This window comes from Rhodopseudomonas palustris, from assembly GCF_007005445.1.
GTDB classification, from domain to species: Bacteria; Pseudomonadota; Alphaproteobacteria; order Rhizobiales; family Xanthobacteraceae; genus Rhodopseudomonas; species Rhodopseudomonas palustris_G.
On sequence record NZ_CP041387.1, the window covers coordinates 3,491,098 to 3,515,938 of the forward strand.

24 protein-coding genes are annotated in these 24,841 nt (G+C 66.3%); 9 read left to right on the forward strand and 15 right to left on the reverse strand.

Annotated features, from left to right (window positions below):
• Positions 1-79 precede the first annotated feature (79 nt).
• From FLL57_RS15945 to FLL57_RS15955, 3 genes are all read left to right on the forward strand, one after another.
• Positions 80-1,090 carry a Fe(3+) ABC transporter substrate-binding protein gene (locus FLL57_RS15945; protein WP_013504011.1) on the forward strand — a complete coding sequence of 337 codons (1,011 nt, stop codon included), beginning with the start codon at positions 80-82 and terminating at the stop codon, positions 1,088-1,090.
• A gap of 143 nt (positions 1,091-1,233) precedes the next feature.
• Positions 1,234-2,880, forward strand: coding sequence for an ABC transporter permease (locus tag FLL57_RS15950; protein WP_142883391.1), 1,647 nt, complete (start codon positions 1,234-1,236; stop codon positions 2,878-2,880).
• Positions 2,881-3,010: 130 nt separating this feature from the next.
• The gene (locus FLL57_RS15955; protein WP_013504013.1) at positions 3,011-3,649 is read left to right on the forward strand and encodes a hypothetical protein; all 639 of its coding nucleotides are present in this window, start codon (positions 3,011-3,013) and stop codon (positions 3,647-3,649) included.
• Here the strand turns inward: FLL57_RS15955 and rutD are convergent.
• The 11 genes from rutD to FLL57_RS16010 form a co-directional block, all read right to left on the reverse strand.
• On the reverse strand, positions 3,632-4,414 hold the full coding sequence (rutD, locus tag FLL57_RS15960) for a pyrimidine utilization protein D (protein WP_142884234.1): 783 nt from the start codon (positions 4,412-4,414) through the stop codon (positions 3,632-3,634). The two genes, FLL57_RS15955 and rutD, sit on opposite strands and share 18 nt — an antisense overlap.
• Positions 4,415-4,431: 17 nt before the next feature.
• Entirely contained in the window at positions 4,432-5,217 is a 786-nt protein-coding gene (locus tag FLL57_RS15965) for an ABC transporter ATP-binding protein (protein ID WP_013504015.1), read from the reverse strand.
• Positions 5,210-5,962, reverse strand: a complete 753-nt coding sequence (locus tag FLL57_RS15970) for an alpha/beta fold hydrolase (protein ID WP_185966151.1) — start codon at positions 5,960-5,962, stop codon at positions 5,210-5,212. Before FLL57_RS15970 ends, FLL57_RS15965 begins: the two co-directional genes overlap by 8 nt.
• A 73-nt stretch (positions 5,963-6,035) precedes the next feature.
• Positions 6,036-6,848 carry an ABC transporter permease gene (locus tag FLL57_RS15975; protein ID WP_041808062.1) on the reverse strand — a complete coding sequence of 271 codons (813 nt, stop codon included), beginning with the start codon at positions 6,846-6,848 and terminating at the stop codon, positions 6,036-6,038.
• A 29-nt stretch (positions 6,849-6,877) separates the two neighbouring features.
• Complete coding sequence (gene rutC / locus FLL57_RS15980) at positions 6,878-7,264, reverse strand: pyrimidine utilization protein C (protein ID WP_013504018.1); 387 nt, start codon at positions 7,262-7,264, stop codon at positions 6,878-6,880.
• 29 nt (positions 7,265-7,293) lie between these two features.
• Positions 7,294-7,980 (reverse strand): isochorismatase family protein, encoded by a 687-nt coding sequence (locus tag FLL57_RS15985; RefSeq protein ID WP_142883393.1) that lies wholly within the window; start codon positions 7,978-7,980, stop codon positions 7,294-7,296.
• A gap of 14 nt (positions 7,981-7,994) precedes the next feature.
• Positions 7,995-9,053 (reverse strand): ABC transporter substrate-binding protein, encoded by a 1,059-nt coding sequence (locus FLL57_RS15990; protein ID WP_142883394.1) that lies wholly within the window; start codon positions 9,051-9,053, stop codon positions 7,995-7,997.
• A 102-nt stretch (positions 9,054-9,155) separates the two neighbouring features.
• Complete coding sequence (locus FLL57_RS15995) at positions 9,156-10,070, reverse strand: LysR family transcriptional regulator (RefSeq protein ID WP_142883395.1); 915 nt, start codon at positions 10,068-10,070, stop codon at positions 9,156-9,158.
• Positions 10,071-10,238: 168 nt separating this feature from the next.
• Entirely contained in the window at positions 10,239-12,092 is a 1,854-nt protein-coding gene (gene ftsH, locus FLL57_RS16000; RefSeq protein ID WP_142883396.1) for an ATP-dependent zinc metalloprotease FtsH, read from the reverse strand.
• 354 nt (positions 12,093-12,446) lie between these two features.
• Positions 12,447-13,097 carry a CoA transferase subunit B gene (locus FLL57_RS16005; RefSeq protein WP_013504023.1) on the reverse strand — a complete coding sequence of 217 codons (651 nt, stop codon included), beginning with the start codon at positions 13,095-13,097 and terminating at the stop codon, positions 12,447-12,449.
• 11 nt (positions 13,098-13,108) lie between these two features.
• Positions 13,109-13,825: a CoA transferase subunit A gene (locus FLL57_RS16010; RefSeq protein WP_013504024.1), complete on the reverse strand. Its 717-nt coding sequence runs from the start codon at positions 13,823-13,825 to the stop codon at positions 13,109-13,111.
• A gap of 204 nt (positions 13,826-14,029) precedes the next feature.
• On the opposite strand from FLL57_RS16010, the gene FLL57_RS16015 reads away from it, so the two are divergent.
• A complete protein-coding gene (locus FLL57_RS16015) occupies positions 14,030-15,976 on the forward strand; it encodes an AsmA family protein (RefSeq protein ID WP_142883397.1) in 1,947 nt (648 codons plus the stop codon).
• A 58-nt stretch (positions 15,977-16,034) separates the two neighbouring features.
• On the opposite strand, the gene FLL57_RS16020 is transcribed toward FLL57_RS16015, so the two are convergent.
• From FLL57_RS16020 to FLL57_RS16035, 4 genes are all read right to left on the reverse strand, one after another.
• On the reverse strand, positions 16,035-16,835 hold the full coding sequence (locus FLL57_RS16020) for an ABC transporter permease (protein ID WP_047308683.1): 801 nt from the start codon (positions 16,833-16,835) through the stop codon (positions 16,035-16,037).
• Between the two features lie 160 nt (positions 16,836-16,995).
• Complete coding sequence (locus tag FLL57_RS16025; RefSeq protein WP_013504027.1) at positions 16,996-17,910, reverse strand: ABC transporter permease; 915 nt, start codon at positions 17,908-17,910, stop codon at positions 16,996-16,998.
• A complete protein-coding gene (locus FLL57_RS16030; RefSeq protein WP_013504028.1) occupies positions 17,907-19,052 on the reverse strand; it encodes an ABC transporter ATP-binding protein in 1,146 nt (381 codons plus the stop codon). The genes FLL57_RS16025 and FLL57_RS16030 overlap by 4 nt, the downstream gene beginning before the upstream one ends.
• A 100-nt stretch (positions 19,053-19,152) precedes the next feature.
• Positions 19,153-19,929, reverse strand: coding sequence for a TrmB family transcriptional regulator (locus tag FLL57_RS16035; protein WP_142883398.1), 777 nt, complete (start codon positions 19,927-19,929; stop codon positions 19,153-19,155).
• A gap of 261 nt (positions 19,930-20,190) precedes the next feature.
• On the opposite strand from FLL57_RS16035, the gene FLL57_RS16040 reads away from it, so the two are divergent.
• From FLL57_RS16040 to FLL57_RS16060, 5 genes are all read left to right on the forward strand, one after another.
• Positions 20,191-21,024 carry an ABC transporter permease gene (locus tag FLL57_RS16040; protein WP_142883399.1) on the forward strand — a complete coding sequence of 278 codons (834 nt, stop codon included), beginning with the start codon at positions 20,191-20,193 and terminating at the stop codon, positions 21,022-21,024.
• A 10-nt stretch (positions 21,025-21,034) separates the two neighbouring features.
• Positions 21,035-21,889 (forward strand): ABC transporter ATP-binding protein, encoded by an 855-nt coding sequence (locus FLL57_RS16045; protein ID WP_142883400.1) that lies wholly within the window; start codon positions 21,035-21,037, stop codon positions 21,887-21,889.
• 3 nt (positions 21,890-21,892) lie between these two features.
• Positions 21,893-22,948, forward strand: coding sequence for an ABC transporter substrate-binding protein (locus FLL57_RS16050; protein WP_142883401.1), 1,056 nt, complete (start codon positions 21,893-21,895; stop codon positions 22,946-22,948).
• Between the two features lie 191 nt (positions 22,949-23,139).
• A complete protein-coding gene (locus FLL57_RS16055) occupies positions 23,140-23,868 on the forward strand; it encodes a flavin reductase family protein (protein WP_235677157.1) in 729 nt (242 codons plus the stop codon).
• 11 nt (positions 23,869-23,879) lie between these two features.
• On the forward strand, positions 23,880-24,833 hold the full coding sequence (locus tag FLL57_RS16060) for a carbon-nitrogen hydrolase family protein (RefSeq protein ID WP_142883402.1): 954 nt from the start codon (positions 23,880-23,882) through the stop codon (positions 24,831-24,833).
• Positions 24,834-24,841 lie beyond the last annotated feature (8 nt).

A 24,841-nucleotide genomic window follows, 5' to 3' on the forward strand; every position in this document is an offset into this window, starting at 1 on the left:
CGCGACATTGAGCCGCTGCACCGCCCCCTTGGGCTGGGCTACTGACAGGCGTTCTCGATTTTCGTCAGGAGCCTGCCGTATGAGCCGTTTGCGCGCCGCTGCCCTCGCATTTGCCGCCATTGTCGTGCCGTTTGCCGCCGGAGCCGCCGAGCAGGTGAATGTCTACACCTATCGGGAAACCAAACTGGTGCAGCCGCTGTTCGACGCCTTCACCAAGGACACCGGGATCGCCGTCAATGTGATCTCGGCCAGTTCCGGCCTGGAGCAGCGGATCAAGGCCGAGGGCGCCGAGAGCCCGGCCGACGTGCTGCTGACGGTCGACATCGGCCGAATCGACGATGCGGTCGCGGCCGGCATCAGCCAGCCGATCAATTCGGCGGTGATCGACGAGATCGTACCGGCCCAGTTCCGCGATCCAAACGGCCACTGGGCCGGGATCTCGATGCGGGCCCGGGTGATCTACGCCTCGAAGGACCGCGTCAAGCAGGAAACGATCACCTACGAGGAACTGGCCGATCCGAAGTGGAAGGGCAAGATCTGCATCCGCTCCGGCCAGCACATCTACAACAACGCGCTGTTCGCCGCCTATGTGGCCAAGCACGGCGAGGCCAAGGCGGAGGAATGGCTGCGCGGCCTGAAGGCCAATCTGGCGCAGAAGCCGTCGGGCGGCGACCGCGAGACCGCGCGCGACGTCGCCGCCGGCAAATGCGACCTCGGCATCGGCAATACCTACTACTGGGCATTGATGCAGAAGGACCCCGACAAGAAGGCCTGGGCCGACGCCACCCGCGTCGTGCTGCCGACGTTCGAAGGCGGCGGCACCCACGTCAACCTGTCTGGCGTGCTGCTGACCAAGAACGCGCCGAACAAGGCCAATGCGGTGAAACTGATCGAATGGCTCGCCGGCGAGAAGGCGCAGCAGATCTACGCTGACGCCAACTACGAATACCCGATCCGCCCGGGCGTCGCGCTGAACCCGGTGATCGCCGGCTACGGCAAGCTGAAGCCCGATCCGCTGCCGATCGCCCAGATCGCCGCCAACCGCAAGGCGGCCGCGACACTGGTCGACAAGGTCGGGTTCGACAACTGAACGTCATCACACCTCCACCGCAGGCAGATTTCCCTCATCCTGAGGAGACCGGCGAAGCCCAGAGGGCGAAGCCGGGCGTCTCGAAGGATGGAGCCAAAGATCACGTCCTCATGGTTCGAGACGGCGCTGCGCGCCTCCTCACCATGAGGACGGCGCCCAGTGCGTCCGATACCGAACTCGTCGTCCTCGTCCTCGCTCTCCTCACCGCCCTTCTCGTCGCCGCGCCCGTGATCAGCCTGGTGCTGATCGCACTGCAGCCTGCAGGCGAGGTGTGGTCGCATCTGATCGCCTACGTGCTGCCGCGCGCCGTCGGCGACACCGCGCTCTTGATCGCCGGCGTCGGCACCCTGACGCTGCTGATCGGCACCGGCACCGCCTGGCTGGTGTCGTCGCACGATTTTCCCGGCCGCGCGGCGCTGATCTGGCTGCTGCCGCTGCCGCTTTCGGTGCCGACCTATCTGTCGGCCTACGTCTATGTCGATCTGTTCGAACCGCTCGGCTTGGTGCATCGCGCGCTGTCGGCGCTGATGCCCCCGGCCGAGGCGGTGCAGTGGCTGCCGCAGATGCGTTCGCTCCCCGGCGCGATGCTGCTGCTGGCGCTGGTGCTGTATCCTTACGTGTATCTGTCGGCCCGCGCGGTGTTTCAGGCCCAGGGCACCGACGCGATCGAAGCCGCGCGAACGCTCGGCGCCGGCCGCTTCACCATCCTGTGCCGGGTGGTACTGCCGATGGCGCGGCCTGCGCTTGCAGTCGGCGTCGCGCTCGCCGCGCTGGAGACGCTGAACGACATCGGCGCCTCGGAATATCTCGGCGTCCGCACCCTCACCGTCTCGGTGTTCACCACCTGGCTGAATCGCGGCAGCCTCGCCGGCGCCGCGCAGCTCTCGCTGGTGCTGCTCGGCTTCGCCGCGCTGTTGATCGCGATCGAGCGGATCGGCCGACGCAACGCCAGCGTCGAACTGTCGGCCGAAAGCCCGCGGCTGCGGTCGCGCACCCGGCTGGACGGCGCGAAAGGCGGCCTCGCCACCGCGGCCTGCCTGTTGCCGCCGCTGTTCGGCTTCGTGCTGCCCGCCGGCTTTCTGCTCGGCGAGAGCGTGCGCCGCAGCCTGTCGATCGGGATCGACCCTGCGCTGTGGCGCGACGCCCTGCACACGGTGACGCTGGCCGCTCTGGCGACCGTGATCGCGCTGGCGCTCGGGCTGATCGTGGTGCTGGCCGCGCGCTGGCGGGAGGAGCGAACGACCCGCGCGGCCGTCACAGTCACCCAGCTCGGTTACGCCCTTCCGGGCCTGGTGCTGGCGCTCGGGCTGCTGACGCCGGTGCTGGTGATCGACGGCACCATCGCCAATCTGTTCCGTGCGTTCGGCTATCCGTCGCCGGGCCTGATCCTGATGAGCACCGGGGGCGCCGTGGTGGCCGCCTATGTGATCCGCTTTCTCGCGGTGCCGACCGGACTGGTCAAGGCCGGATTCGATCGGATTCCGCGCGACTATGACGACTCCGCCCGCGCCGCCGGTGCCGGCCGTCTGATCACGCTGTGGAAGATCGACCTGCCGCTGCTGCGCCCGGCGCTGGTCGGCGCTGCGATCCTGGTGTTCGTCGACTGTCTGAAAGAGCTGCCGGCGACGCTGCTGCTGCGGCCGCTGAACGTCGAGACGCTGTCGACCTCGATCTATCAATACGCCAGCCGCGGCAGCTTCGAGGACGGCGCGCTGGCGGCCCTGATCATCGTTGCCGCCAGCATTCCGCCGGTGGTCTGGCTGACGCGGTTCTCCGACCTGCCGGAATGAAACCTATCGGAAAGAGCGGAGCGCCACGCTGCCGCCGTCATCCCGGGGATCATGGCTCGGGAACCCCGGTGCTGCGGCGAACCGCAGCACCGGCTGGCCCTGCCCCGTCCGCGACCGTATAATTCGCCCGATGAAGCAAGCTCGGATCTGTTCTGCCGCCGCCCGATGCGGCCTCGTTCTCGCCTTGTCGCTCGGCGCTGCCGCTTCGGCGTCGGCGCAGGTGGCGCCGATCCGCTACTGGATCCCCGGTGGGCCGTTCGGATTCGGCGGCGGCACCACCGAGAGCTGGCGCGCACTGAGCTGGGGCGACGTCCCTGGGTTCACCGCCGAGACCGACGAGAACGGCGAACCGCGCAGCGGCTTCGTTGCCCGCAGCTACAGCGCCCCGGTCGGGCCGTTGACCGGCGGCTTCGGCTGGAACAGCCCGGGCGGCGCCGGCGCATTCGGCAATTTCGGCTCGCTCGCCGCAGAGGGCTCGCAATACGGTTACCGCTTCAAAGGCGTCGGCGACCTGCCGGTGACGCTGTTCGGCAGCGTCGACAGTCTGAAGTACAAGCCGGACGTGTTCACGGCGCTGACCTCGCCGGGCTTCGCCAGCAGCAACACCGCCGCCACCAGCGTCAACGCCGGGATCGAGATCAAGCCGACCTCCAATGTCAGCCTGTCGTTCTCGGCCGGCTACACCCAGTACAACGGCACCACCGACAGCGACATCCGCTCCAACCTGCTGCCCGGCGAATCGCCGATGTTCTCAGGCGGCCGGCGCTAGGAAATCCAGCACTGCGCGGTTGAACGCATCCGCCTCGGTCACGGTGACGCCGTGGCCGCCTTCCGGCATCAGCACGAATTCAGCAGATGGCAGGCCGGCGGCGAGATGCTGCGAGCACGTCCACGGTACCAGCGTGTCGTCCTTGCTCGCCAGCACCAGCGTCGAATGACGAATCTCGTCGAGCCGGGCCGCGACATCGAAAGCCAGCAAAGCCGCGATCCGCCGCTCGATATTGTCGGCACCCTGGAAGTGGCGAACCCCATGAGCTTCCTCTTCCGCCACCCGCGCGGCGTTCGCGACCATCCAGGCCGGAGGATACAGAAAGATCGGCTGCGCCCGAACATAGGCTTCGACGCCGACACCGCGCAGCAGGTCTCGGCGCACGTCGAAGCAGCGCTTGGTGTGCGGATTGGGCGCGGCCCAGGCGTTGACCAGCACGAGCCGATCAAGCATCTGCGGCGCGCGCAGAGCGAATTCGAGCCCGACCAGCCCGCCGAGCGCGTGGCCCATGAAGTGACAGCGTTCGATCTGCTGCGCCTGCAACAGCGCGATCACTTCATCGGCCATGTCGCCGATGCTGTAGCCGTCGGGCAGTGTCGCCGGATTGCGCCCGGTGCCGCGATGATCGTACAACACGACGCGATACTGCTGCGCCAGCGCTTCGATCTGTGGCAGCCAGAAAGCGCCAGCGCCGCCGAGCCCGGCCGACAGCACGATGGTCGGGGCGTCCGGCTCGGGGCGCCCGACGATCTCCGCGGCCAGCATCGAACCTTGCTGCCCGGTCATGCCGCGAGATCGATGCCGAGTTCGGACCAGATCGTCTCGTACAGCGCAGTGAATTCCGGCAGCTTGCGGATCTTCAGCGGATGGCGCTGCTCCGGCGCGATGTGCACTGGATGGATCGATTTCACCCGGCCCGGGCGGCTGGTGATGACGACGATGCGGTCCGCCATGGTGATCGCCTCGCCGACGTCGTGGGTGACCAGGACGACGCTGCACTGCCGCTCGCGGATAATGCGCAACACGTCGCTTTGCAGCACCAGGCGGGTCTGGCTGTCGAGCGCCGAGAACGGCTCGTCGAGCAGGATCACGTCCGGGCTGAAGGCGAGCGTGCGCATGAACGCCACCCGCTGGCGCATGCCGCCAGACAGCTCCGACGGATAACTGTGCTCGAAACCCTTGAGGCCGTAATTTTCGATCAGCTCGTGGGCGATCGCCTCGGCCTTCTTGCGCGGCATGTTGCGGACCTGAAGCCCGACGATCACGTTATCGATCACGGTACGCCAGGGCAGCAGCAGATCCTTCTGCAGCATGTAGCCGACATGGCCGGTGGCGCTGTGGACCGGCTCGCCGTTGACCTCGACCCGGCCGCCGGTCGGTTCCAGCAGCCCGGCGATGATGTTGAACAGGGTGGTCTTACCGCAACCGGACGGGCCGACGATGGCGACGATCTCGCCACGATGGACCTGAAATCCGATATTGGCGATCGCAGTCACCGGCGCCGCATTGGCGACGTCGAAGGTCATGCCGACGTTCTCGGCGTTGAGCACGATATGGGCGTCAGACATGGGCGTAGGTTCCGATCGGATGGGCGGCCAGGAAGTCGAGCGTGAGGTTGTTGAAGGCAACCGGCTCGACGCGGGAGAAGGCGTGGCCGCCGCGCGGCACCTGGATGAGCTCGGCGCCCGCGATGCGCGCGGCAATCAGTTCCGACGAATAGGGCGGCGTCAGGATGTCGTCCTGCGCGACAAGTACCATCGTGGGGCAGCGGATCTTGTCCAGATAGCGCAGCCCGTCGAACGCCATGATGCCGGCAGCGCGCGCATCCATGATGCTGCGCGACGGCGTCGCGGCCACGGCAACCGCGATCTCGCGGTCCAGCTCGGCCCGATGGTCGCGCACGTAGTAGGGCGGATACAGGAAAAGCGGCGTAGCGCGATGATACTCCGCTTCGCCCATGCCGCTCAGGATGCGCCGGCGCAGACTGAGGCAACTCTCCATCTGCGCGTCGAGCTCGGCCCAGGTCGCGTACAGGACCAGGCTGGCAATTCGCTCCGGCGCTTTGGCGCCGAGCACGATACCCATCGCGCCGCCGGTCGAATGGCCGACCAGATGTGCCTTGTCGATATCCAGGCGATCCATCAGCCGCAGCAAGTCGTCAGCGAGCAGCTCGACCGAATATTCCATCTCGGAGCGGGTGCTGCCACCGGTGCCGCGATGATCGTGCAGCACCACCTGATGACGCGCCGCGAAGGCGTCCACATTGGGCCCCCAGTAACCGGCGGATCCGCCGAGGCCGGCGACCAGCAGCACCGGCTCACCGGAGCCGACGACCTCGTAGCGTAGTGCAATGTCCGACAATTGAGCGATCGGCATCTTCAGAACCTCAGCGCCACTTCATCCGGCGCTCGACCCAGCCGACGAGGCCGTCGAGCAGCAGCGCCAGCAGCATCAATGCGAGAATGCCGCCCCACACCGCGTTGAGATTGTACAACGTACCGGCGTAGTAGATCTGATAGCCAAGCCCCTGATCGGCCGAGATGTATTCGCCGACCACCGCGCCGATCATCGCGAAGCCGATGTTGAGTCGAAACGCGGAGGCGATCCACGGCAGCGATCCGGGCGCGATCACGATACGAAACATCTGAAACCGGCTGGCGCCGAGCGCCTTGAGCATCTTCAGATAGTCGCCATCGATTTCCTGCGTGCCGGCATAGCTGGTGATCATCGCAACGATGAAAGTGATGATGGCGGCGACCGCGATCTTGGATTCGATGCCGACGCCGAACCACACCACGATCAGCGGCGCCAGCGCGATCTTCGGCAGGCCGTTGAGTGCGATCAAGAGTGGCCGTAGCACCGCGGCCGCGGTCGGTGACAGCCACAACAGCAGGCCGGCGGCCGAGCCGGCGATGCTGCCGATCAGGAATCCGAGAATCGATTCCTTGGCGGTGACCCAGGTGTCGTTGAGCAGTGAGCCGGTGGTGAGCCCCTTGGCCAGTTCTCGCCAGATACCGGTCGGCTGGCCGTAGAGATAGACCTTGATCCACTCGGCGCGGATCGCAATCTCCCACAGCAACAGGAAGCCGCCGATCAGCAGCAATTGCAGAAAGAAGATCCTGCCCCGCGCAAGCCACGGCGCGGAGATCGAGCGTTGCGAGGCTTTGGCCGGCTTCCGATCGGCTGTCTGCTCGGGCATGCGACCCATGATCTCCGCATTGGCCATGGTCAGGTTCCGACGTAAGCGGTGGTGGCGATCTCGACGAGGAATTCCGGGCGCACCAACGGGCTCTGGATGCAGTATCGCGCCGGCGGAGTCTCCGGGAAGTACTCCTTGTAGACGGCATTCATCGCCGCGTAGTCGGCGAGGTCCTTCAGGAAGATCTGGTTGAACACCACGTCCTTCAGCGTGCCGCCGCCGGCCTCGACCACCGACTTGATCGACTCCAGCACGAACCGGGTCTGCGCGGTGGCGTCGCCGGCGCCGACGGTCTCGCCGTTGGGACCGATCGCCAGCGTACCGGAAACATAGATGAATCCGCCGGCCTTGGTACCGGGGCTATAGGGCGCGAGCGGCGGCGGCGAGCCCGGCGGAATGATGACTTCGAACGGCACGGACACTCCTTGGTTGTCGAAGGCGAAATTCAGGCGGCGATGCTGGAAGCGAGCGCCTGGGCGACGTCGTCGACGGTCGAGCTCCAGCCGAAGAAGCTCTCGACATTGTAGATCGTCGCCTGCTGGCAGAACTCCGGCCCGGCCTGGTAGCAGGCGTCGCGCACCAGAACTGGGAAGTATTCCCTGAAGAACGCGTCGCGGATGGTCGACTCGACGCACACATTGGTGGCGACGCCGCACACCAGCACCGTGTCGATCCTTCGGCTGCGCAACAGGCTGTCGAGTGCGGTGCCGGCGAAGCCGCTGTAGCGCGGCTTCGGCACCAACAGATCGTCGGGCTGCGGCTTCAGCTCCTGGACCAGCTCGTAGTCCCAGCCGCCGCGGGTCAGCAGCTTGCCGGCCAGTTCGGGCCGGCTGCGCATCAGCTTCAGCGAATTGCCCTTACGCTGATTGACCGAATTCGGACCGCCGGCCTCCTTCAGCGCCGGATCCCAGCCGTTCTGCAGCCACACCACCTGGATGCCGGAGCCGCGGGCGATCGATATCAACCTGGCGATGGCGGGAATGACCTTCTGGGTCGGCGTCAGGTCGACGCCGAGATGCGAGAAGTAACCACCCGGCGAACAGTAACCGTTCTGCATGTCGACGACGATCAGCGCAGTGGCGGCGGCGTCGAAATCGACGGATTCGGGACGGGCGGACAATTGCTTGGACATGATGCTCTCGATTTTCAGCCGGCCTTGCCGACCTTGGCGGTCGCCTTTTCGGCGAAGCTGTTGTCGACCATTTCTTCGTAGGGCCGGGCGGACTTGATCGAGCCGCCGGCGAGTTCGAACGCCATGTCGGCGTCCCACTCGGCCTTGGAAATGGTCGGGTTCTTCGGAATGGCGGCGGAGTTGCCGAGCAGATTGTCGGCCGCGGAGCGGATCACCGACTCGCCGACCTGCGGGAATTCGGCGACCGAGGCTTTGACGAACAGCTCGCGATCGGTCTGTAGCGCCGCCTGGGCCTCGGCCAGCGCGTCGCAGAACGCCTGCACCATCGCCGGGTCCTTCTCGATCACGCTCTTCTGCGTCATCGCGGTGGTCCAGGACAGCGGACCGATGATGTCGGCGAAGGCGAACACCGGCTCGAGGCCGAACTTCTCCTTGGCGATCGAGACGTCCCATTCGAACATCGTGGCGAACTCGGCGCGGCCGTCGAGCACGGCCTGGGCCTGCGCGCCCTGCGGTAGCTGCAAGAATTTGACGCCGGCAGCCTCCGGATCGAACCCGCCGCGGTCCTTCATGGCGAAGGTCGGGGTCTGGATGGTGGAGGACGGGAAGCGCAGACTCGCGATGGTCTTGCCCTTGAAGTCGGCGATGCTGCCGACCTTGGTGCCAGGCTTGGCGACCGCCCACATCGCGACGCCGCCGACCACCTTGGCGATGTTGCTGACCTTGGCGCCCTCGTTGACAGCGTTGACGGACATGCCCGCGCCGGTGACCGCGAAGCTGGCATTGCCCGACAGCACCACCGGCAGCGCCAGCGCGATGCCGCCCGCCGAGCTGACGGCGACGTCGAGCCCGTGCTTCTTGAAGAAGCCGCCGTGCTTGGCTGCGTAGACCGACACATACATGCCGAGGTGGATGGCCTCGGAGACCTTGATGGCATTCAGGGACTGGGCGGCCGCCGGACTACCGAGCCGGTCGAACACCGCAACGATGGTGGCTGCACTCGCGCCCAGCAAGACGGTCCGCCGTGAGGCGGCGCCGGTGAACAGCTTGGTTCCTTTGCGCTCAGATTTCACGACGAGTCCTCCGTTGGGGCCTGTGGAGGCCAGACTAAAGACGGAGAGACTGTCCCGAAAAGTCGAGATTCGGTCATGTGATCTTGCCGAAAAGGCAACACCTCAGCCGGGTCGCCTCGTCCGCGACAGGCCGCGGATCGCTTCCGCCAGGGCCTTCAGGAACTCCTGAGGCGCGTGCGGCAGCGGGCGGTCACGGTGGATGCTGATGCTGGAGCGCGCGGCAGCGAACGCCGGATCGGCAATCGGGATTGCCCGGAGCGCGTCGTAATGCAGCTCGGTGATCACCGTCAGCGCCGGCATGAAGGCGATCACCTGTCCGGTCGCCGCCATTCGCTTGGTGAGCTCCAGCGAGTTGGTGGTCACCAGCACCTGCGGCGCGCGCTGCCGCTTGGCGATCGCCCGTTCGAACACCTGACGCAGACCGAAACTGTGCTCGGGCAGCGCGATCGTCTGTGTGCAAATGTCGTCGAGCGTCAGCGACGCGCGATTGGCGAATTCATGCGTCGGCGCCACCAGACAGGCGATCGGCTCGACATGCTCGGCGATCACTTCGATCTCTGGCCGCGGCGTCGCGTTGAAGGTGATGCCGATATCGGCTTCGTCCTCGAGCAGCGCCTCGATGATGCGATCGGTCGATCCGGTCTGAATTCGGAAGGTGACGGCCGGATAGCGATGGTGGAAGTTGGCGAGCAGATCGGGTAGCAGCCCCGACACCAGCCCTTCGATCACGAACAGCGAGACCTCGCCGCGGCGCAGGCCGCGCAGATCGTCGATCTCGTTGCGCGCGCGGTCGAGGTCGCGAAAGATCCGGTTGCTCTGCCGGGCGAGGACTTCGCCGGCCGGCGTAAGCTGCACCCCGACCTTGGAGCGCTCGAACAACACGGCGTCGAGTTCGTGTTCGAGCTGCGCGATCTGGCGGCTGACTGCCGACGGTGCGACGTGCAAGCGATCGGCCGCCTTACGGATCGAGCCGAGCCTTGCGACTTCGTTGAAATAGCGCAGGGTCAGGAAGCGCACGCGGGCTCATCTCTCCATATACTCGTCTCATTGTTCAGGCTGAGCGCATGTTGCGCAAGGCGCCAGACGCTCTGGGGCCGAGCCGAGGCGTTATGCGGTCGCCGAGCACTGCGCTCAGTGCATCGCTCTGGTATCGCCCCCCTCTTCCCCTGCGGGGACCAGCGATGCTCACGACGCCGCCTCCTGCGCCGTCCGCGGTGTCGCCGTGGTGGACGGCTCAGCGAACGTCCGCAAATCCTGCTCGTCGAGCGTCTCCTTTTCCATCAGCCGGCGGGCCGAGCGCTCGAGCTGGTCGCGGCGCTCGCCGAGCAGCTTGACGGTGCGGTCGAAGGTGGCGTCGACAATGCGCTTGACCTCGTCGTCGACGGCCGCCGCGGTTTCGTCCGAGTAGCTACGCTCCTGCGGCCCGTAATATGGCTGGTCGGTCGCCAGGAACGAGCGGCGGTCCTTTTCCAGCGCGACGTGACCGAGCCGCTCGCTCATGCCGTAGCGGGTGACCATGGCACGGGCGATGTCGGTGACCTTCATCAGATCGTCGGCGGCGCCGGTCGACAGATGACCGAACACGATCTTCTCCGCGGCGCGACCGCCGAGCAGCACCGCCATCTTGTTCTCCAGCTCGTCGCGGGTCATCAGGAAGCGATCCTCGGTCGGCCGCTGGATGGTGTAGCCGAGCGCGCCGATGCCGCGCGGGATGATCGAGACCTTGTGCACCGGGTCGACGCCGGGCAGCGCCATCGCCACCAGCGCATGGCCCATCTCGTGATAGGCGACGATCTCCCGCTCCTTCGCGTTGAGCAGACGGTTACGCTTCTCGAGCCCGGCGACGATGCGCTCGATCGCGTTGTTGAAGTCCTGCATCGTCACCGCATCGGCCTTGCGACGGGTGGCCAGAAGCGTCGCCTCGTTGACCAGATTGGCCAGATCGGCCCCGGTGAAGCCCGGCGTCAGCGCCGCGATCTGCTCGGGCGAGACGTCGGACGCCAGTCTGGCCTTGGTCAGATGCACGCCGAGGATCTGGATACGGCCGGCCTTGTCGGGACGATCGACCAGCACCTGGCGGTCGAACCGGCCGGCGCGCAGCAGTGCCGGATCGAGGATCTCGGGCCGGTTGGTGGCGGCGAGCAGCACCAGGCCGGTCGAGGAGTCGAAGCCGTCGAGCTCGACCAGGAGCTGATTCAGCGTCTGCTCCTTCTCGTCGTGGCCGCCCGCATAGGGTCCGATGCCGCGGGCGCGGCCGAGCGCGTCGAGCTCGTCGATGAAGATGATCGCCGGGGCCTTGGCGCGGGCCTGTTCGAACAGATCGCGCACCCGCGCGGCGCCGACGCCGACGAACATCTCGACGAATTCCGAGCCGGAGATCGAGAAGAACGGCACGCCGGCCTCGCCCGCCACGGCTTTCGCCAGCAGGGTCTTACCGGTGCCGGGCGGTCCGACCAGCAGGATGCCCTTCGGCATCCGCCCGCCGAGCCGGCCGTAGCCCTCCGGGTCTTTGAGGAAGTCGACGATCTCCTTCAGCTCGTCCTTGGCCTCGTCGACGCCGGCGACGTCGGCGAACGACACGCCGGTGTCGGACTCGACATAGACCTTGGCCTTCGACTTGCCGATCTGCATCAAGCCGCCACCGACGCCGCCGCCCATCCGGCGCATGATGAACACCCAGACGCCGACGAACAGCAGCACCGGCACCACCCAGGACAACAAATCGCGGAAGAACGTACTTTCGATCCGGCCGGTGACGACGACGCCCTTGTCCTGGAGCTGGCGCGCCAGATCCGGTTCGACCCGGGTGGTGATGAACATCGGCTTGCCGTCGATCGGCTCCTTGAACCGCCCCTGGATGAAGCGATCGGACACCGCGGCTTCGGCGATCCTGCCCTCGGACAGATAGGTCTCGAACTGGCTGTAGGGGATCTGCGCGACCAGCGTCGCGGTGGTGAACAGATATTGAAAGCCGAGCAAGACGAACAGCGCGATCAGCCAGTACCCGATATTGAACTGGGTCTTCTTGTTGAGCTCCACGACGGTGTCTCCCCGCTTTGCTCCCCGACGGGAGCCTTGCTCCTTGTCGTCCGACTGAAGACGCCCCAGCCGGCGGCCGCGTTCCTCTCAGATCGCGTGGCAGCTTTCGCAGCCTGACCGCCTACGTTACGACGCGCTGAGATCGGAGTCGCAGCCGCTTCGGGCCGATCGCAGCGACACCCGAACAGGCCGGAATGCACCTGACGAGCCGGGCAAATCGAACCGCGCTCCGGCCCTGCATCAAAACAGGGCGGACCCCAGTCGATCTAGGGGAACACTAACGGGTTTCAAGATCATCGCACACAGCGCGGCGTGCCGCCGCACTGGCCGGGACGGCCGGCGTCGCGGCGAACGTCAGGCGTTCTTCAGCGCGACGCGGAATTCGGCTTCGGTCTTGGCCTTGACCTCGTCGAGGGTGACGCCGTCTGCGAGTTCGATCAGCGCCATGCCGTCGTTGCCGTGCTTGTCGATGGTGAACACCGCCAGATCGGTTACCACCATGTCGACGACGCGCTCGCCGGTCAGCGGCAGATTGCACGACTTCAAGAGCTTCGGGCCGTCCTTGGCGGAATGCTCCATCACTACGACGACACGCTTGACGCCGGCGACGAGATCCATCGCGCCGCCCATGCCCTTGACCATCTTGCCGGGGATCATCCAGTTGGCGAGGTCGCCGTTCTGCGCCACCTGCATGGCGCCGAGAATGGAGAGATCGATGTGGCCGCCGCGAACCATCGCGAACGAATCCGCCGACGAGAAGTAACTGGTCGAGGGCAGCTCGGTGACGGTCTGCTTGCCGGCGTTGATCAGGTCCGGATCTTCTTCGCCCTCGTAGGGGAACGGCCCCATGCCGAGCATGCCGTTCTCGCTCTGCAGCACCACATCGACGCCGTCGGGGATGTAGTTCGAAACCAGCGTCGGAATGCCGATGCCGAGATTGACGTAGAAGCCGTCGCGCAATTCCTTGGCGGCGCGCGCGGCCATCTGTTCGCGGGTCCAGGCCATCAGGGTTCTCCTCAGCTCGCCGCCGATTCGGCGCGCTTGCGGGTGGTACGCTGCTCGATGTGCTTCTTGGCGTTCGGCACGTGGACGATGCGCTGCACGAAGATGCCCGGGGTGTGGATATGATCCGGGTCGATCTCGCCCGCCGGCACCAGATGCTCGACCTCGGCGATGGTGATCTTCGCCGCGGTGGCCATCATCGGATTGAAGTTGCGCGCCGTCTTTCGGTACACGAGATTGCCGGCGGTATCGCCCTTCCAGGCGTGGACGATCGCGACGTCGCCGAACAGGCCGCGTTCCATCACGTACTTCTCGCCGTCGAATTCGCGTACTTCCTTGCCCTCCGCCACCAGGGTGCCGACGCCGGTCTTGGTGAAGAACGCCGGGATGCCGGCGCCGCCGGCGCGGATACGCTCGGCCAGCGTGCCCTGCGGCGCGAACTCCAGCTCCAGTTCGCCCGCCAGGAACTGCTGCGCGAACAGCTTGTTCTCGCCCACATAGGACGAGATCATTTTCTTGATCTGCCGGGTCTCGAGCAACCGGCTGAGGCCGATGCCGTCGACGCCCGCGTTGTTGGAGACGAAAGTCAGATCCTTGACGCCGGAGTCGCGGATCGCGTCGGACAATGTCTCGGGGATGCCGCACAGGCCAAAGCCGCCGGACATGATCATCATGCCGTCCCGCAAGATGCCGTCGAGTGCCGTCTTGGCGTCGGGGTATACCTTGTTCATGGTGCAGGACCTGTGAGGGGACTTTGCTGCGACTAGGACTATTAGGCAAAAACCCCGCAACGCGTCAATTGCACCACCCCCTCGATACCCGGAAAGCCTTGAAAGCGCCAAGAAAACCGAGCAAGTTGCGGCTTCAGGTCCGGCCCTCTGGGAGCCGCCTCTCGCGCACGACATTCACGCTCACGTTCCGGAAACTGGTTGGCGATGGCCCTAGGAATTAAGCGCCTCGGGATCTCTGTCGCGGTGCTGGTCGCCGCCGCCTTGACGGGGGCGGTCGCGCTGTCGCTGACGATCGATCGCGGCGTGTTGCGCCAGGCGGTGGAGCAGCAGCTTCGCGCCGCCACCGGCCTGCAGCTCGCGGTCGACGGCGCCATCGACGTCACCATCTTTCCGCGCAGCACGGTGGTGTTCAGCGACGTGCGGCTCGCGAGCGACGGGGACGGCGGCGGCGACGCCGCACTCAGCGTCAAGACGCTGATCGCCAACCTTCGGCTGCTGCCGCTGTTGCTGCGGCGGTTCGAGATCGCCGACGTGGTGCTCGGTCAACCGTCGATCCACGTGGTGCGCAACGCCGATGGCCGCAGCAACTGGACGCCGTTCATCGCCAGCCTGACCCGGACGATGAAGCCAGGCCTCGACGACCAGGTATCGTTCTCCGAGATCCGGTTGCAGGACGGCGAGCTCAGCTATCGCGACGACACTGCCGGGATTCACGAACACATCGGCGACATCGACCTGTCGCTGGCGTGGCCGTCGATCTCGCGCACCTTCGCCGCGACCGGACAGTTCGACTTCCGCGGCGAGCGCATCGACGGCTCGATCACGATCGCGGACTTCATCGCCGCGCTCCGCGGCGACAGTTCCGGCATCAAGCTGCGTCTGGCCGGAGCGCCGATGAAGATCGCGTTCGACGGCACTGTCGCCAACAAATCGGCCCTGTCGCTGACCGGAACGGTGACCGCCGACAGCGCCTCGCTGCGTAACGCGCTGCGCTGGGCCGGCCAGGAGCCGCCGGGTGCCGGCGGGTTCGGCCGGTTCGCCCTGAAAGCACGGGCCAACCTGATGGGTCCGTCGGTGGCCCTTACCAACGTCAATGTCGAACTGGACAAGAACGTCGCCGAAGGCGTGATGACCTACAGCATCGCCGGCGGCCATCAGGGGCTGCAGGCGACGCTCGCCGCCGGCAGCATCGACGTCACGCCGTATATGTCGACGATCCGCCTGCTGGCGAGCGGCGCGCGCGACTGGAACAGGCAATTGTTCGACCTGTCCTCGACCGACCCGGTCGATCTCGACATGCGGCTGTCGGCCGCCAAGGTGACGATCGGCACCACCGCGCTCGGCCGCACCGCGATCAGCGCCAACCTCCGCGGCGGCGCGCTGGCGCTCAGCGTCGGCGAGGCCCAGGTGTATGGCGGCATCGCCCAGGGCACGTTCGGCATCGCACGATCCGACCGTGCCGCCAGCGTCAAGGCACAATTCCAGTTCAACGACGTCGATCTGCAGACATGTGCCGCCGACCTGCTCGGCGTCCGCAACCTGTCCGGCCGCGGCAATCTCAGCGTCTCGCTGGAAGCCGAGGGCGCCTCACCGTTCGGATTGGCGCAATCGCTCGACGGCTCGGCGCTGCTGACCGGCCACGACGGGGCGATCAGCGGCTTCAACGTCGAACAGCTCCTGAAGCGGCTGGAGCGACGGCCGCTGTCCGGCGGCGGCAATTTCCGCAGCGGCAAGACGCCGTTCGACAAACTGACCGTGGCGGTGCGGTTCGCCGACGGCCTCGCCACTGCCGACGAAATCCGGATCGACGGACCGACCGCTCGGATCTCGCTGAGCGGCACCGCCTCAGTGCCTGCCCGGGAATACGATCTCAAGGGCGTCGCCAGTCTGGCGAACGGCTCCGGCGCCAAGCCCGGCTTCGACCTGCCGTTCATCGTCCAGGGGCCGTGGGACGACCCGCTGATTTTCCCCGACCCGGAAAGCTTGATCCGCCGCTCGCCGGCGTCCGCGCCGCTGCTCGACGCGGTGAAGGACCGCAAGACCCGCGACACAGTGCGTTCCGTGCTCGAACGCATCACCGGCAAGAAGCAGGACGCCGAGCCGCCGGCCGAAGCACCGGCTGCCGCGCCGGCCGAACCGAAGGCGAATTGATCAGTTCGCGCCACGCCCCCGACGATCAGACGATCATTCTGAGCGCGTGTTGCGCACCTCACATCGGCGCGGCGTTGTCGGCCTGGGTCTTCGACAGCTTCGCGGCCAGCGAGGCGACCACGATCAGCACCGTCACGGCGGCGATGATGAGCGTGCAGATCGCGTTGATCTCCGGCTTCACCCCGAGTCGCACTTCCGAATAGATCCGGATCGGCAGCGTGGTCGAGCCGGGGCCCGTCGTGAAGCTGGCGATCACCAGATCGTCGAGCGACAGCGCAAACGCCAGCATCCAGCCCGCCGCAATCGCCGGCCAGATCAGCGGCACGGTGGCGCGCAGGAATGCTTCCACCGGAGAGCAGCCGAGATCCATCGCAGCCTCCTCGATGCTGCGGTCGAGCGCATGCAGACGCGACTGCACCACCACCGCGACGAAGCACATCGTCAGCGTGGTATGGGCGACCACCACCGTCCAGAACCCGCGCTCGGCGCTGATCGCGACGAACAACAGCAGCAGTGACAGGCCGGTGATCACTTCGGGCATCACCAGCGGCGCGTACAGCATCCCGGAGAACAGGGTGCGGCCCCTGAAATGCCCTGCCCGCGACAGCGCCACCGCCGCCAGCGTGCCGAGCACAGCCGCCGCCGTGGCCGACGTCAGCGCCACGCGCAGGCTCATCCAGGCGGCATCGAGCATCGGCTGATCCTGGAAGAACTCGCGATACCAGCGCAGCGACCAGCCGCCCCACACCGTGACCAGGCGGGAGTCGTTGAACGAATACACCACCAGGATCACGATCGGCAGATACAGGAACGCCAGCCCCAGCGTCAGCGAGACGAGGTTGAAACGGGAGAGCTTCATGGCATGCACCCTCTGCTCCCCTCCCCCTTGCGGGGAGAGGTCGGGGGTGGGGGTTCAAGACGGAAGCCTCGCCTCGTGGCTCCCCCCCACCCCGACCCTCCCCCGCAAGGGGGGAGGGAGAAGGCAACGCTCGCGGTGAGGTCTGTCATCAGCAACGCCATCACGACCTCCCCTCGAGCTGACGCCGCTGCGCCCGCTCGTAGATCAGGAGCGGCAGCAGCAACACGCCGAGCAGCAGCACCGCGAGGGCCGAGGCGACCGGCCAGTCGCGGTTGGTGAAGAACTCCAGCCACAGCGTCTGGCCGATCATCGGCGATGTCGAGCCGGCGAGCAGGTCCGGGATCACGAACTCGCCGACGATCGGGATGAAGCACAGCAGCACGCCCGCGCCGATGCCGGGCAGCGACAGCGGGAACGTCACCAGCCAGAATGCCTGGCGCGGCGAGGCGCCGAGATCGGCGGCCGCTTCCGACAGCGAATGCGGCAGCTTCGCCAGCGTCGCGTACAGCGGCAGCACCATGAACGGCAGGTAGGAGTAGACGAGGCCGATGTACATCGCGGTGTCGGTCGACAGCCACACCACCGGCTTCGACACGATGTGCAGCGCCAGCAGGAGTTGGTTGAGCAGGCCGTCGTGCTGCAGGATGTTGATCCAGGCGTAGATCCGGATCAGGAACGAAGTCCAGAACGGCACGATCACCAGCATCATCGCCAGCGGCTGCCAGCCGCGCGGCAGCCGCGCCATCGCAAACGCGATCGGATAGCCGATCAGAAGCAGAATCGCGGTCGACACCGCGGCCACGGTCAGGCTGCGCAAATACGACAGCAGGTACAGATCGTCGCCGAAGATCAGCCTGAAATTGTCGAGCGACAGCGCCCCGAACGCCGCCTTCAACGCCGCCCAACCGGCGGCGAGGTCGAACACCGGCGTATAGGGCGGCTGCGCGATCGCAGTGTGCGACAGGCCGATCTTCACCACGAAGCCGAACGGCACCAGGAAGAACAGCAGCATCCAAACGTAAGGCGCGACAGCCGCGAGCCGCGCCGGCTTGGTGAAGATCCGGCGACCGCTCATCGCGTCAGCACCACGCAATCGTCGGGCGAGAACCACGCCACCACATGCTGGCCGGCATGATAGGCGTCGACGTCGAGCCGCGTGGTGTTGGCCATCGCGGCAAGCAGCGTAGCGCCGTGATCGAGCCGGACCTTGTAGCTGGTCATGCCGCCGGCATAGCCGATGTCGGTGATGGTACCGTCGAGCCGATTGATCGCGTCGGCATGGCCGGCATCGGCGGCCGGTCCGCGCAGCGACAGCTTGATCTTCTCCGGCCGGATCGCCACGCAGATCGCTTCGGCCTCGATCGCCTCGCGCGGCTCTGCCACTACAACCTCGCCGGCCCCACCGGTCGCGACGGTGATGCGGCCGTGATCGCGGCCGGCGACGCTGCCTTCCAGCATGTTGACGTCGCCGACGAACTCCGCGACCCAGCGCGAGGCCGGCGCCTCGTAGAGCTGCCGCGGCGCCGCGACCTGATCGAGCTTGCCGGCGCGCATCACGCCGATGCGGTCGGCCACCGTCATCGCCTCCTGCTGATCGTGGGTGACGATCACGAAGGTCATGCCGAGCCGCTTCTGCAGGGCGATCAGTTCGAGCTGGGTGCTTTCGCGCAGCTTCTTGTCGAGTGCCGCCATCGGTTCGTCGAGCAACAGCAGCTTCGGCCGCAGCGCCAGCGCCCGCGCCAGCGCGACGCGCTGCTGCTGGCCGCCGGAAAGCTGATCCGGCTTGCGCTTGCCCAGCCCATCGAGCCTGACCAGCGCCAGCATCTCGGCGACCCGCGCCTTGATCTCCTTGCGCGGCAGCCGCGCCCGCTTCAGCCCGAACGCGATGTTGGCCGCGACGTTGAGGTGCGGAAACAGCGCGTAGTTCTGGAACATCATGTTGACCGGGCGCTCGTGCGGCAGCACTGCGGCGATATCCACGCCATTCAGCAGGATACGCCCGGCATCCGGCGTCTCGAAGCCCGCCAGCATCCGCAGCAGCGTCGTCTTGCCGCAACCGCTGGGGCCGAGCAGCGCGAAGAATTCGCCCGCCTTGATGTCCAGCGACAGCCGGTCGACGGCGACGAAGCCGCCGAACCGTTTCTCCACGGCTTCGATACGCAACAGCGGCTCGCCGGCAACCTCGGCCGGCGCGGGATATCCTGCGTGCTCCGTCATTTCCTCAGCGTCTCTGCAGCTCCGGGCCGGTTCGATCAGAACCGCAAGCTGTAGCGGCCTATCGCACGCTACTCAACCGTCGCGAACGCCGGTACTTCGCTCATCCTTCGCCGTCGGGCGTCAGGATCGCCGGCTGGGTATCCGGCGTACTGAGACTCCACATCGCGTCGAACATCGAGGCCTGGAACGCGGCGAATTCCGCACTGTCGATGATCAGCCCGTAGCTCTCGCGGGCGGACGAGATCAGGCAGACCTTGTTGCCATAGATGAAACAGGTCATCGCCAGGGTATGTTCGTGCGGCGCGTAGCGCAGCTCGCGGCGCAATTCCTGGCTGGACGGCCAGATCGGCGCGATGTCGCGCTCGACCGAGCGGATCACCCGCAGCCAGATGCCGCGGCGGGCGCGCTCCTGCAGATAGTGCTCCATTTCCTCCAGCCCCGGCTCGGCCATCAGTTCGCGCATCGACAGCGTGGCACGCAGCACCTTGTCGTCGCCGGACAGCGTGTCCCACAGCGTGGTGCGGATGCCGTCGGGGCCGGGATGGAAGCGGACGTTGGGCTGGCCGCTCTCGTGGTGATACATCGAGCGCAGCACCGGCATCACGTCTTCCAGCATCTGCCGACGCGCTTCCAGCCGCTCCAGCAGGATGCCGGGCTCTTGGGCGACGACGAAGCGCCGCTTACCGTGGTCGACGAACCGGACCAGCCCCTCGGCCTCCAGCTTGGCGAGCGCATCGTGTGCGGTCGTACGCGGCAACCCGGCCTTGGCCGCAACCGCCGTCACCGAGGCACCGCCAAGGCCGACAGCGGTCAGATACAGCTTGTACAGCGTCCCGGTGATGCCGATCCGGGCCAGTTTTCCTTCGATATCCAACATTGTCCCCCAACCGCCGAAGCGCGCCGACCATGTCCGATCTCGGCCGCAACGTCTATTGTCGGATTTATCCGATGATTTTGGCCTGAAATCTACTGCATTGCACAATCGGCCAGCATATGACGCCAAGTTAAGCTGATAATTTGCGGTTCTGCTCGATTTATATACCGCTACAGCCCGGTTTCTGGATTGACGGATTTATCCGACATATTCCAAGGTAGATCGTCACGCGAGGGACAGAGCGCGACCAAAGGAGGATTGCAGATGGAAGCGGAAGCCGATGCGGGCCGCCTGCCGGTCGAACCGATGAGGCCGCGGTACGCGATGATTCAGGACATCTTTGCGGGGCGGCCGATGCGGGCCGCAGTCGGCCTCACGGCGTTCTTCGTGATCTGGCAGGCGATCACCCAGCTCAATCTGGTCGACGGCTTCCTGTTGCCGTCGCCGGTCGCGATCGCCGAAGCGCTGTGGGATCTTGCGCTCGACGGCTCACTTTGGGTGCACCTCGGCGCCAGCCTGCAGCGCGTTGCGGTCGGGTTTCTGTTCGCCTGCGTGGTCGGGCTCGCCCTCGGTCTGCTCTGCGGCTGGTGGCGCACGGTGTCGGACTATGTGCGGCCGGTGATCGAAGCGCTGCGGCCGATCCCGCCGCTGGCCTGGATCCCGATCACCATCCTGTGGTTCGGCCTCGGCGACGCGGCCTCTTACTTCCTGGTCTTTCTCGGCGCGGTGTTCCCGGTGTTCATCGCCACCTACACGGCGATCCGTGGCCTCGACCGCAACCAGATGAACGCCGCGCTCTGCCTCGGCGCCAAGCCCTGGCAGCTTTTCACCGACGTACTGATCCCGGCCTCGCTGCCGATCATCCTGCCCGGCCTGCGCATCGCGCTGGGCGTCGGCTGGATGTGCGTCGTCACCGCAGAGCTGATCGCCGCCCAGACCGGGCTCGGCTATCTGATCCAGCAATCGCGCATGCTGTTCCAGATCAACAACGTCGTCGCCGGCATGGTGACCATCGGACTGATCGGATTTGCGATGTCCGCGATCCTTGAACGCATCGAGCGGCGCGTGAATGCGTGGGCTCCTTCCGAGCGTAGCTGAGGGCATCACCATGAGCGCAAACATCGCATTGGCCACCGCCGCCATCCCCGCCGCCGCGCCGGCGCCCGCCGCTCGCGCCGCAGCGGCCGATGTCCAGATCGACATCCGCAACGTCGGCAAAATCTATGACTCGAAGACGACGCATCAGGCGGTGATCGCACTCGACGGCGTATCGCTGCGCATCAAGAAAGGCGAGTTCATCTCGCTGCTCGGCCCGTCGGGCTGCGGAAAGTCGACGCTGCTCGGTATCATCGCCGGCTTCCAGTCCGCCTCCAGCGGCCAGATCCTGCAGAACGGCAAGCCGATCAGCAAACCCGACGCCTCGCGAACTGTCGTGTTCCAGGACTACGCGCTGTTCGGCTGGATGACGGTGCAGCAGAATGTCGAGTTCGGCCTGAAGGCGAAGGGCATGCCGAAGGCCGAGCGCGCCGAAGTCGCCCGCGCACTGATCAAGACCGTTCACCTCGCCGGCTTCGAAGACAAATATCCGCACCAGATGTCCGGCGGCATGAAGCAGCGCGCCGCGATCGCCCGCGCGCTGGCGCCGGATCCCGACATCCTGCTGATGGACGAGCCGTTCGGCGCGCTCGACGCCCAGACCCGCGTGCTGCTGCAGGAAGAAATCGCCCGGATCTCCACCGAGGCCGGCAAGACGGTGATCTTCGTCACCCACGGCATCGACGAGGCGGTGTTCCTCGCCGACCGCGTCGTGGTGATGAGCCCGCGCCCCGGCCGGGTGCGCGACGAAGTGCTGGTGCCGCTGCCGCGGCCGCGCACCGCCGAAATGCGTTCCGATCCATGGTTCGTCTCCACCGTGAAAGACCTTTGGGAGACACTGAAGCCTGAATGGCAAAAGGGGGAATAGACCGTGACAACCATCGTATCGCGACGCCGCTTCGGACAGCTCGCCGCCGGCTTCGCCGCCACCATGCCGCTCGCGGCACCGTCGATCCTGCACGCGCAGGCAGGCGACGTCGTCAAGATGTGCTGGTTCAACACCACCACCGTCTCGGCCCAGATCGCCCATGTGCTGATGCGCACCGACATCGCGGAGCGTAACGGCCTGAAGATGGAGATGATCCAGCTCGCCGCCTCGCCGGCGATCACCGAGGCGCTGGTCTCCGGCGCCGGCGATATCGGCACGCTGTCCGATTTCGCCGCCGTCACCACGATAGCGATCGGCGCGCCGGTCACCACCGTGTCGTCGCAGGCGATCTTCCGCTCCGCGGTACTGACCACCAAGAAGTCCGGCATCACCGATCTCGCCGGCCTCAAGGGCAAGCAGATCTACGGCACCTTCGGAATCACCGCATTCCAGAACGCGCAGGAAGCCGTGCTGAAGGCCGGGCTGGTCCCGGGCAAGGACGTCACCTTCGTCAATGTCGGCCCGGCCGAACTCGCCGACGCCGTCGGCGCGCAGCGGATCGACGCGTTCTTCACCTACGATCCGTTCGTGTCGTTCTTCGAAAACGCCGGCCACGCCCAGGTGGTGTCGCAGAACGTGACGCCGGTGATCGTGCTGGCCGCCAACAACCGTTTCTTCAAGGATCGCCCCGCGGTGCTGAAGCGGATGCTGAAGGCGAACTCCGAGGCGCTGTTCTTCGCCAGCCAGAACCACGATCTGGTCAACGGCTGGTTCCGCACCCTGGAGCCCGCCAAGAACATTCCGGTCGAAGTGCTGGAGAAGGCGTCGAGCTACGATCCGGCGTGGAGCGCCAAGTCGTTCACCGACATCAAGGCGACGCTGACTCCGGCGCAAATCGCCAAGATGGATTTGCTCGCCAAATGGGGCGTCGAGAACAAGCTGCTGCCGCGCGTGCCGGAGGTCAGCAAATTCGTCGACACCACGATCGCCAGCGCAGTCGACAAGGAAGCGGCGGCGCAGGGCTTCGACCCGAAGAGCGTGAAGATCACCCGGGCCTGAGAACGAACATCACGTCCGAACCTTCTGCCAATGGATTTTGGTACATCTCTCAACCTCGTCATGGCCGGCCTCGTGCCGGCCATCCACGCCTTGCAGCTTGGACCGCAAGATAGACGTGGATGGCCGGGACAAGCCCGGCCATGACGGATAACTGACTTTCACCCGCGCAGCGCCGCGGTGGCAGGATCGTGATGAGTACTACGCTGATATCATCTCCGGTCGATGTGTTAGATCGGCCGAGCGACAAGCCCTTCGCCAGCGTCGAACAGCCGCAGCGCCACTTCGACTTCGCCCAGATGTCCGGCGCTGATCGCTATCGCCTGCTCGCCTCCACCATCATGCCTCGCCCGATCGCGTGGGTCGTCACGCGCGCGCCCGGCGGCTGCATCAACGCCGCGCCCTACTCGTTCTTCAACATGTTCGGCGCCGACCGCCCCGTGGTCGCGCTTGGTATTCTGGCGCGGCCCGATTCTCCCAAGGACACCGCCGCCAACATCCGCTCCACCGGCGAATTCGTCGTCAATCTGGTTCCATTCAATCTGGTCGAGGCGATGAACGCGACCTGCGTCGAAGCTCCGCCGGAGATCGACGAGCTCGATCTCGCGGGGCTGGAGACGCTGCCGAGCGTCGCCATTGCCCCGCCGCGCATCGCCGCCTCTCCGGTCGCATTCGAATGTCGCCTGACGCACTGGCTCGACACCGGCCCCGGCCAGGTGATGGTGGTCGGCGAGGTGCTGCACGCGCACTACGCTCAGCACGTCCTGACCGGCGATCCGGAGCGCCCGCGCGTCGACCACGCCGCGCTCGATCTGGTCGGCCGGATGCACGGCGCCTCCGCCTACACCCGCACCCGCGACCTGTTCGATCTCGACCGTCCGCTCTGGCAGGACGCGCAGATCATCTCCACCACCGCATCATAGGGACTCATCAAATGGCCAAGTTGAAAGTCGCGGCAGTTCAGGCGACGACCGTTCCGTTCGACGCCGCGGCCGCGACCGCCCGCACCGTCGCGTTGCTCGGGGACGCCGCCGCCAAAGGCGCGAAGATCGTGGTGTTTCCGGAAGCCTTCATCGGCGGCTATCCGAAGGGCCTCGATTTCGGCTGCGCTATCGGCCGGCGCACGCCGGAAGGCCGCGAGGATTTCGCCCGCTACGTCCGCGGCGCCATCACCATCCCCGGCCCGGAGGTCGACCAGCTCGTCGCCGCCTGCGCCGAGCACGATATCCACGCCGTGGTCGGCGTGATCGAGCGCGACGGCGGCACGCTGTATTGCACGGCATTGTATCTGGCCCCGACCGGCCTGCTCGGCATCCATCGCAAGATCATGCCGACAGGCTCGGAGCGGCTGGTGTGGGGCTTCGGCGACGGCTCGACCCTGACGGTGGTCGATACGCCCTACGGCCGGCTCGGCGGCGCGATCTGCTGGGAGCACTACATGCCGCTGATGCGCGCCGCCTACTACGCCAAGGGCGTGCAGATCTGGGCGGCACCGACCGCCGACGACCGCGAGACCTGGATCGCCACCATGCGCCACATCGCGCTGGAAGGCCGCTGCTTCGTGATCGGCGCCTGCCAGGTGATGCGGCGCTCGGACTTCCCGGCCGACTATGCCAGTCGGATCGAGGCCGGTCCCGACGAGTGGATGATGCACGGCCGCTCGGTGATCGTCGGTCCGCTCGGCGAAATCCTGGCGGGTCCGCTGCTCGACGAGGAGGGCATCCTCACCGCGGACATCGACACCGACGACATTCTCGGAGCGACGCTGGACTTCGATGCGGTCGGTCACTATTCGCGACCGGATCTGTTCACCCTGCAGGTCGACGAACGGCCGCAGACCCCGGTGGCGTTCGGCGGCAAATCTGGCGCGGGTGACAGCGCCGCCTGAGCGGCGGC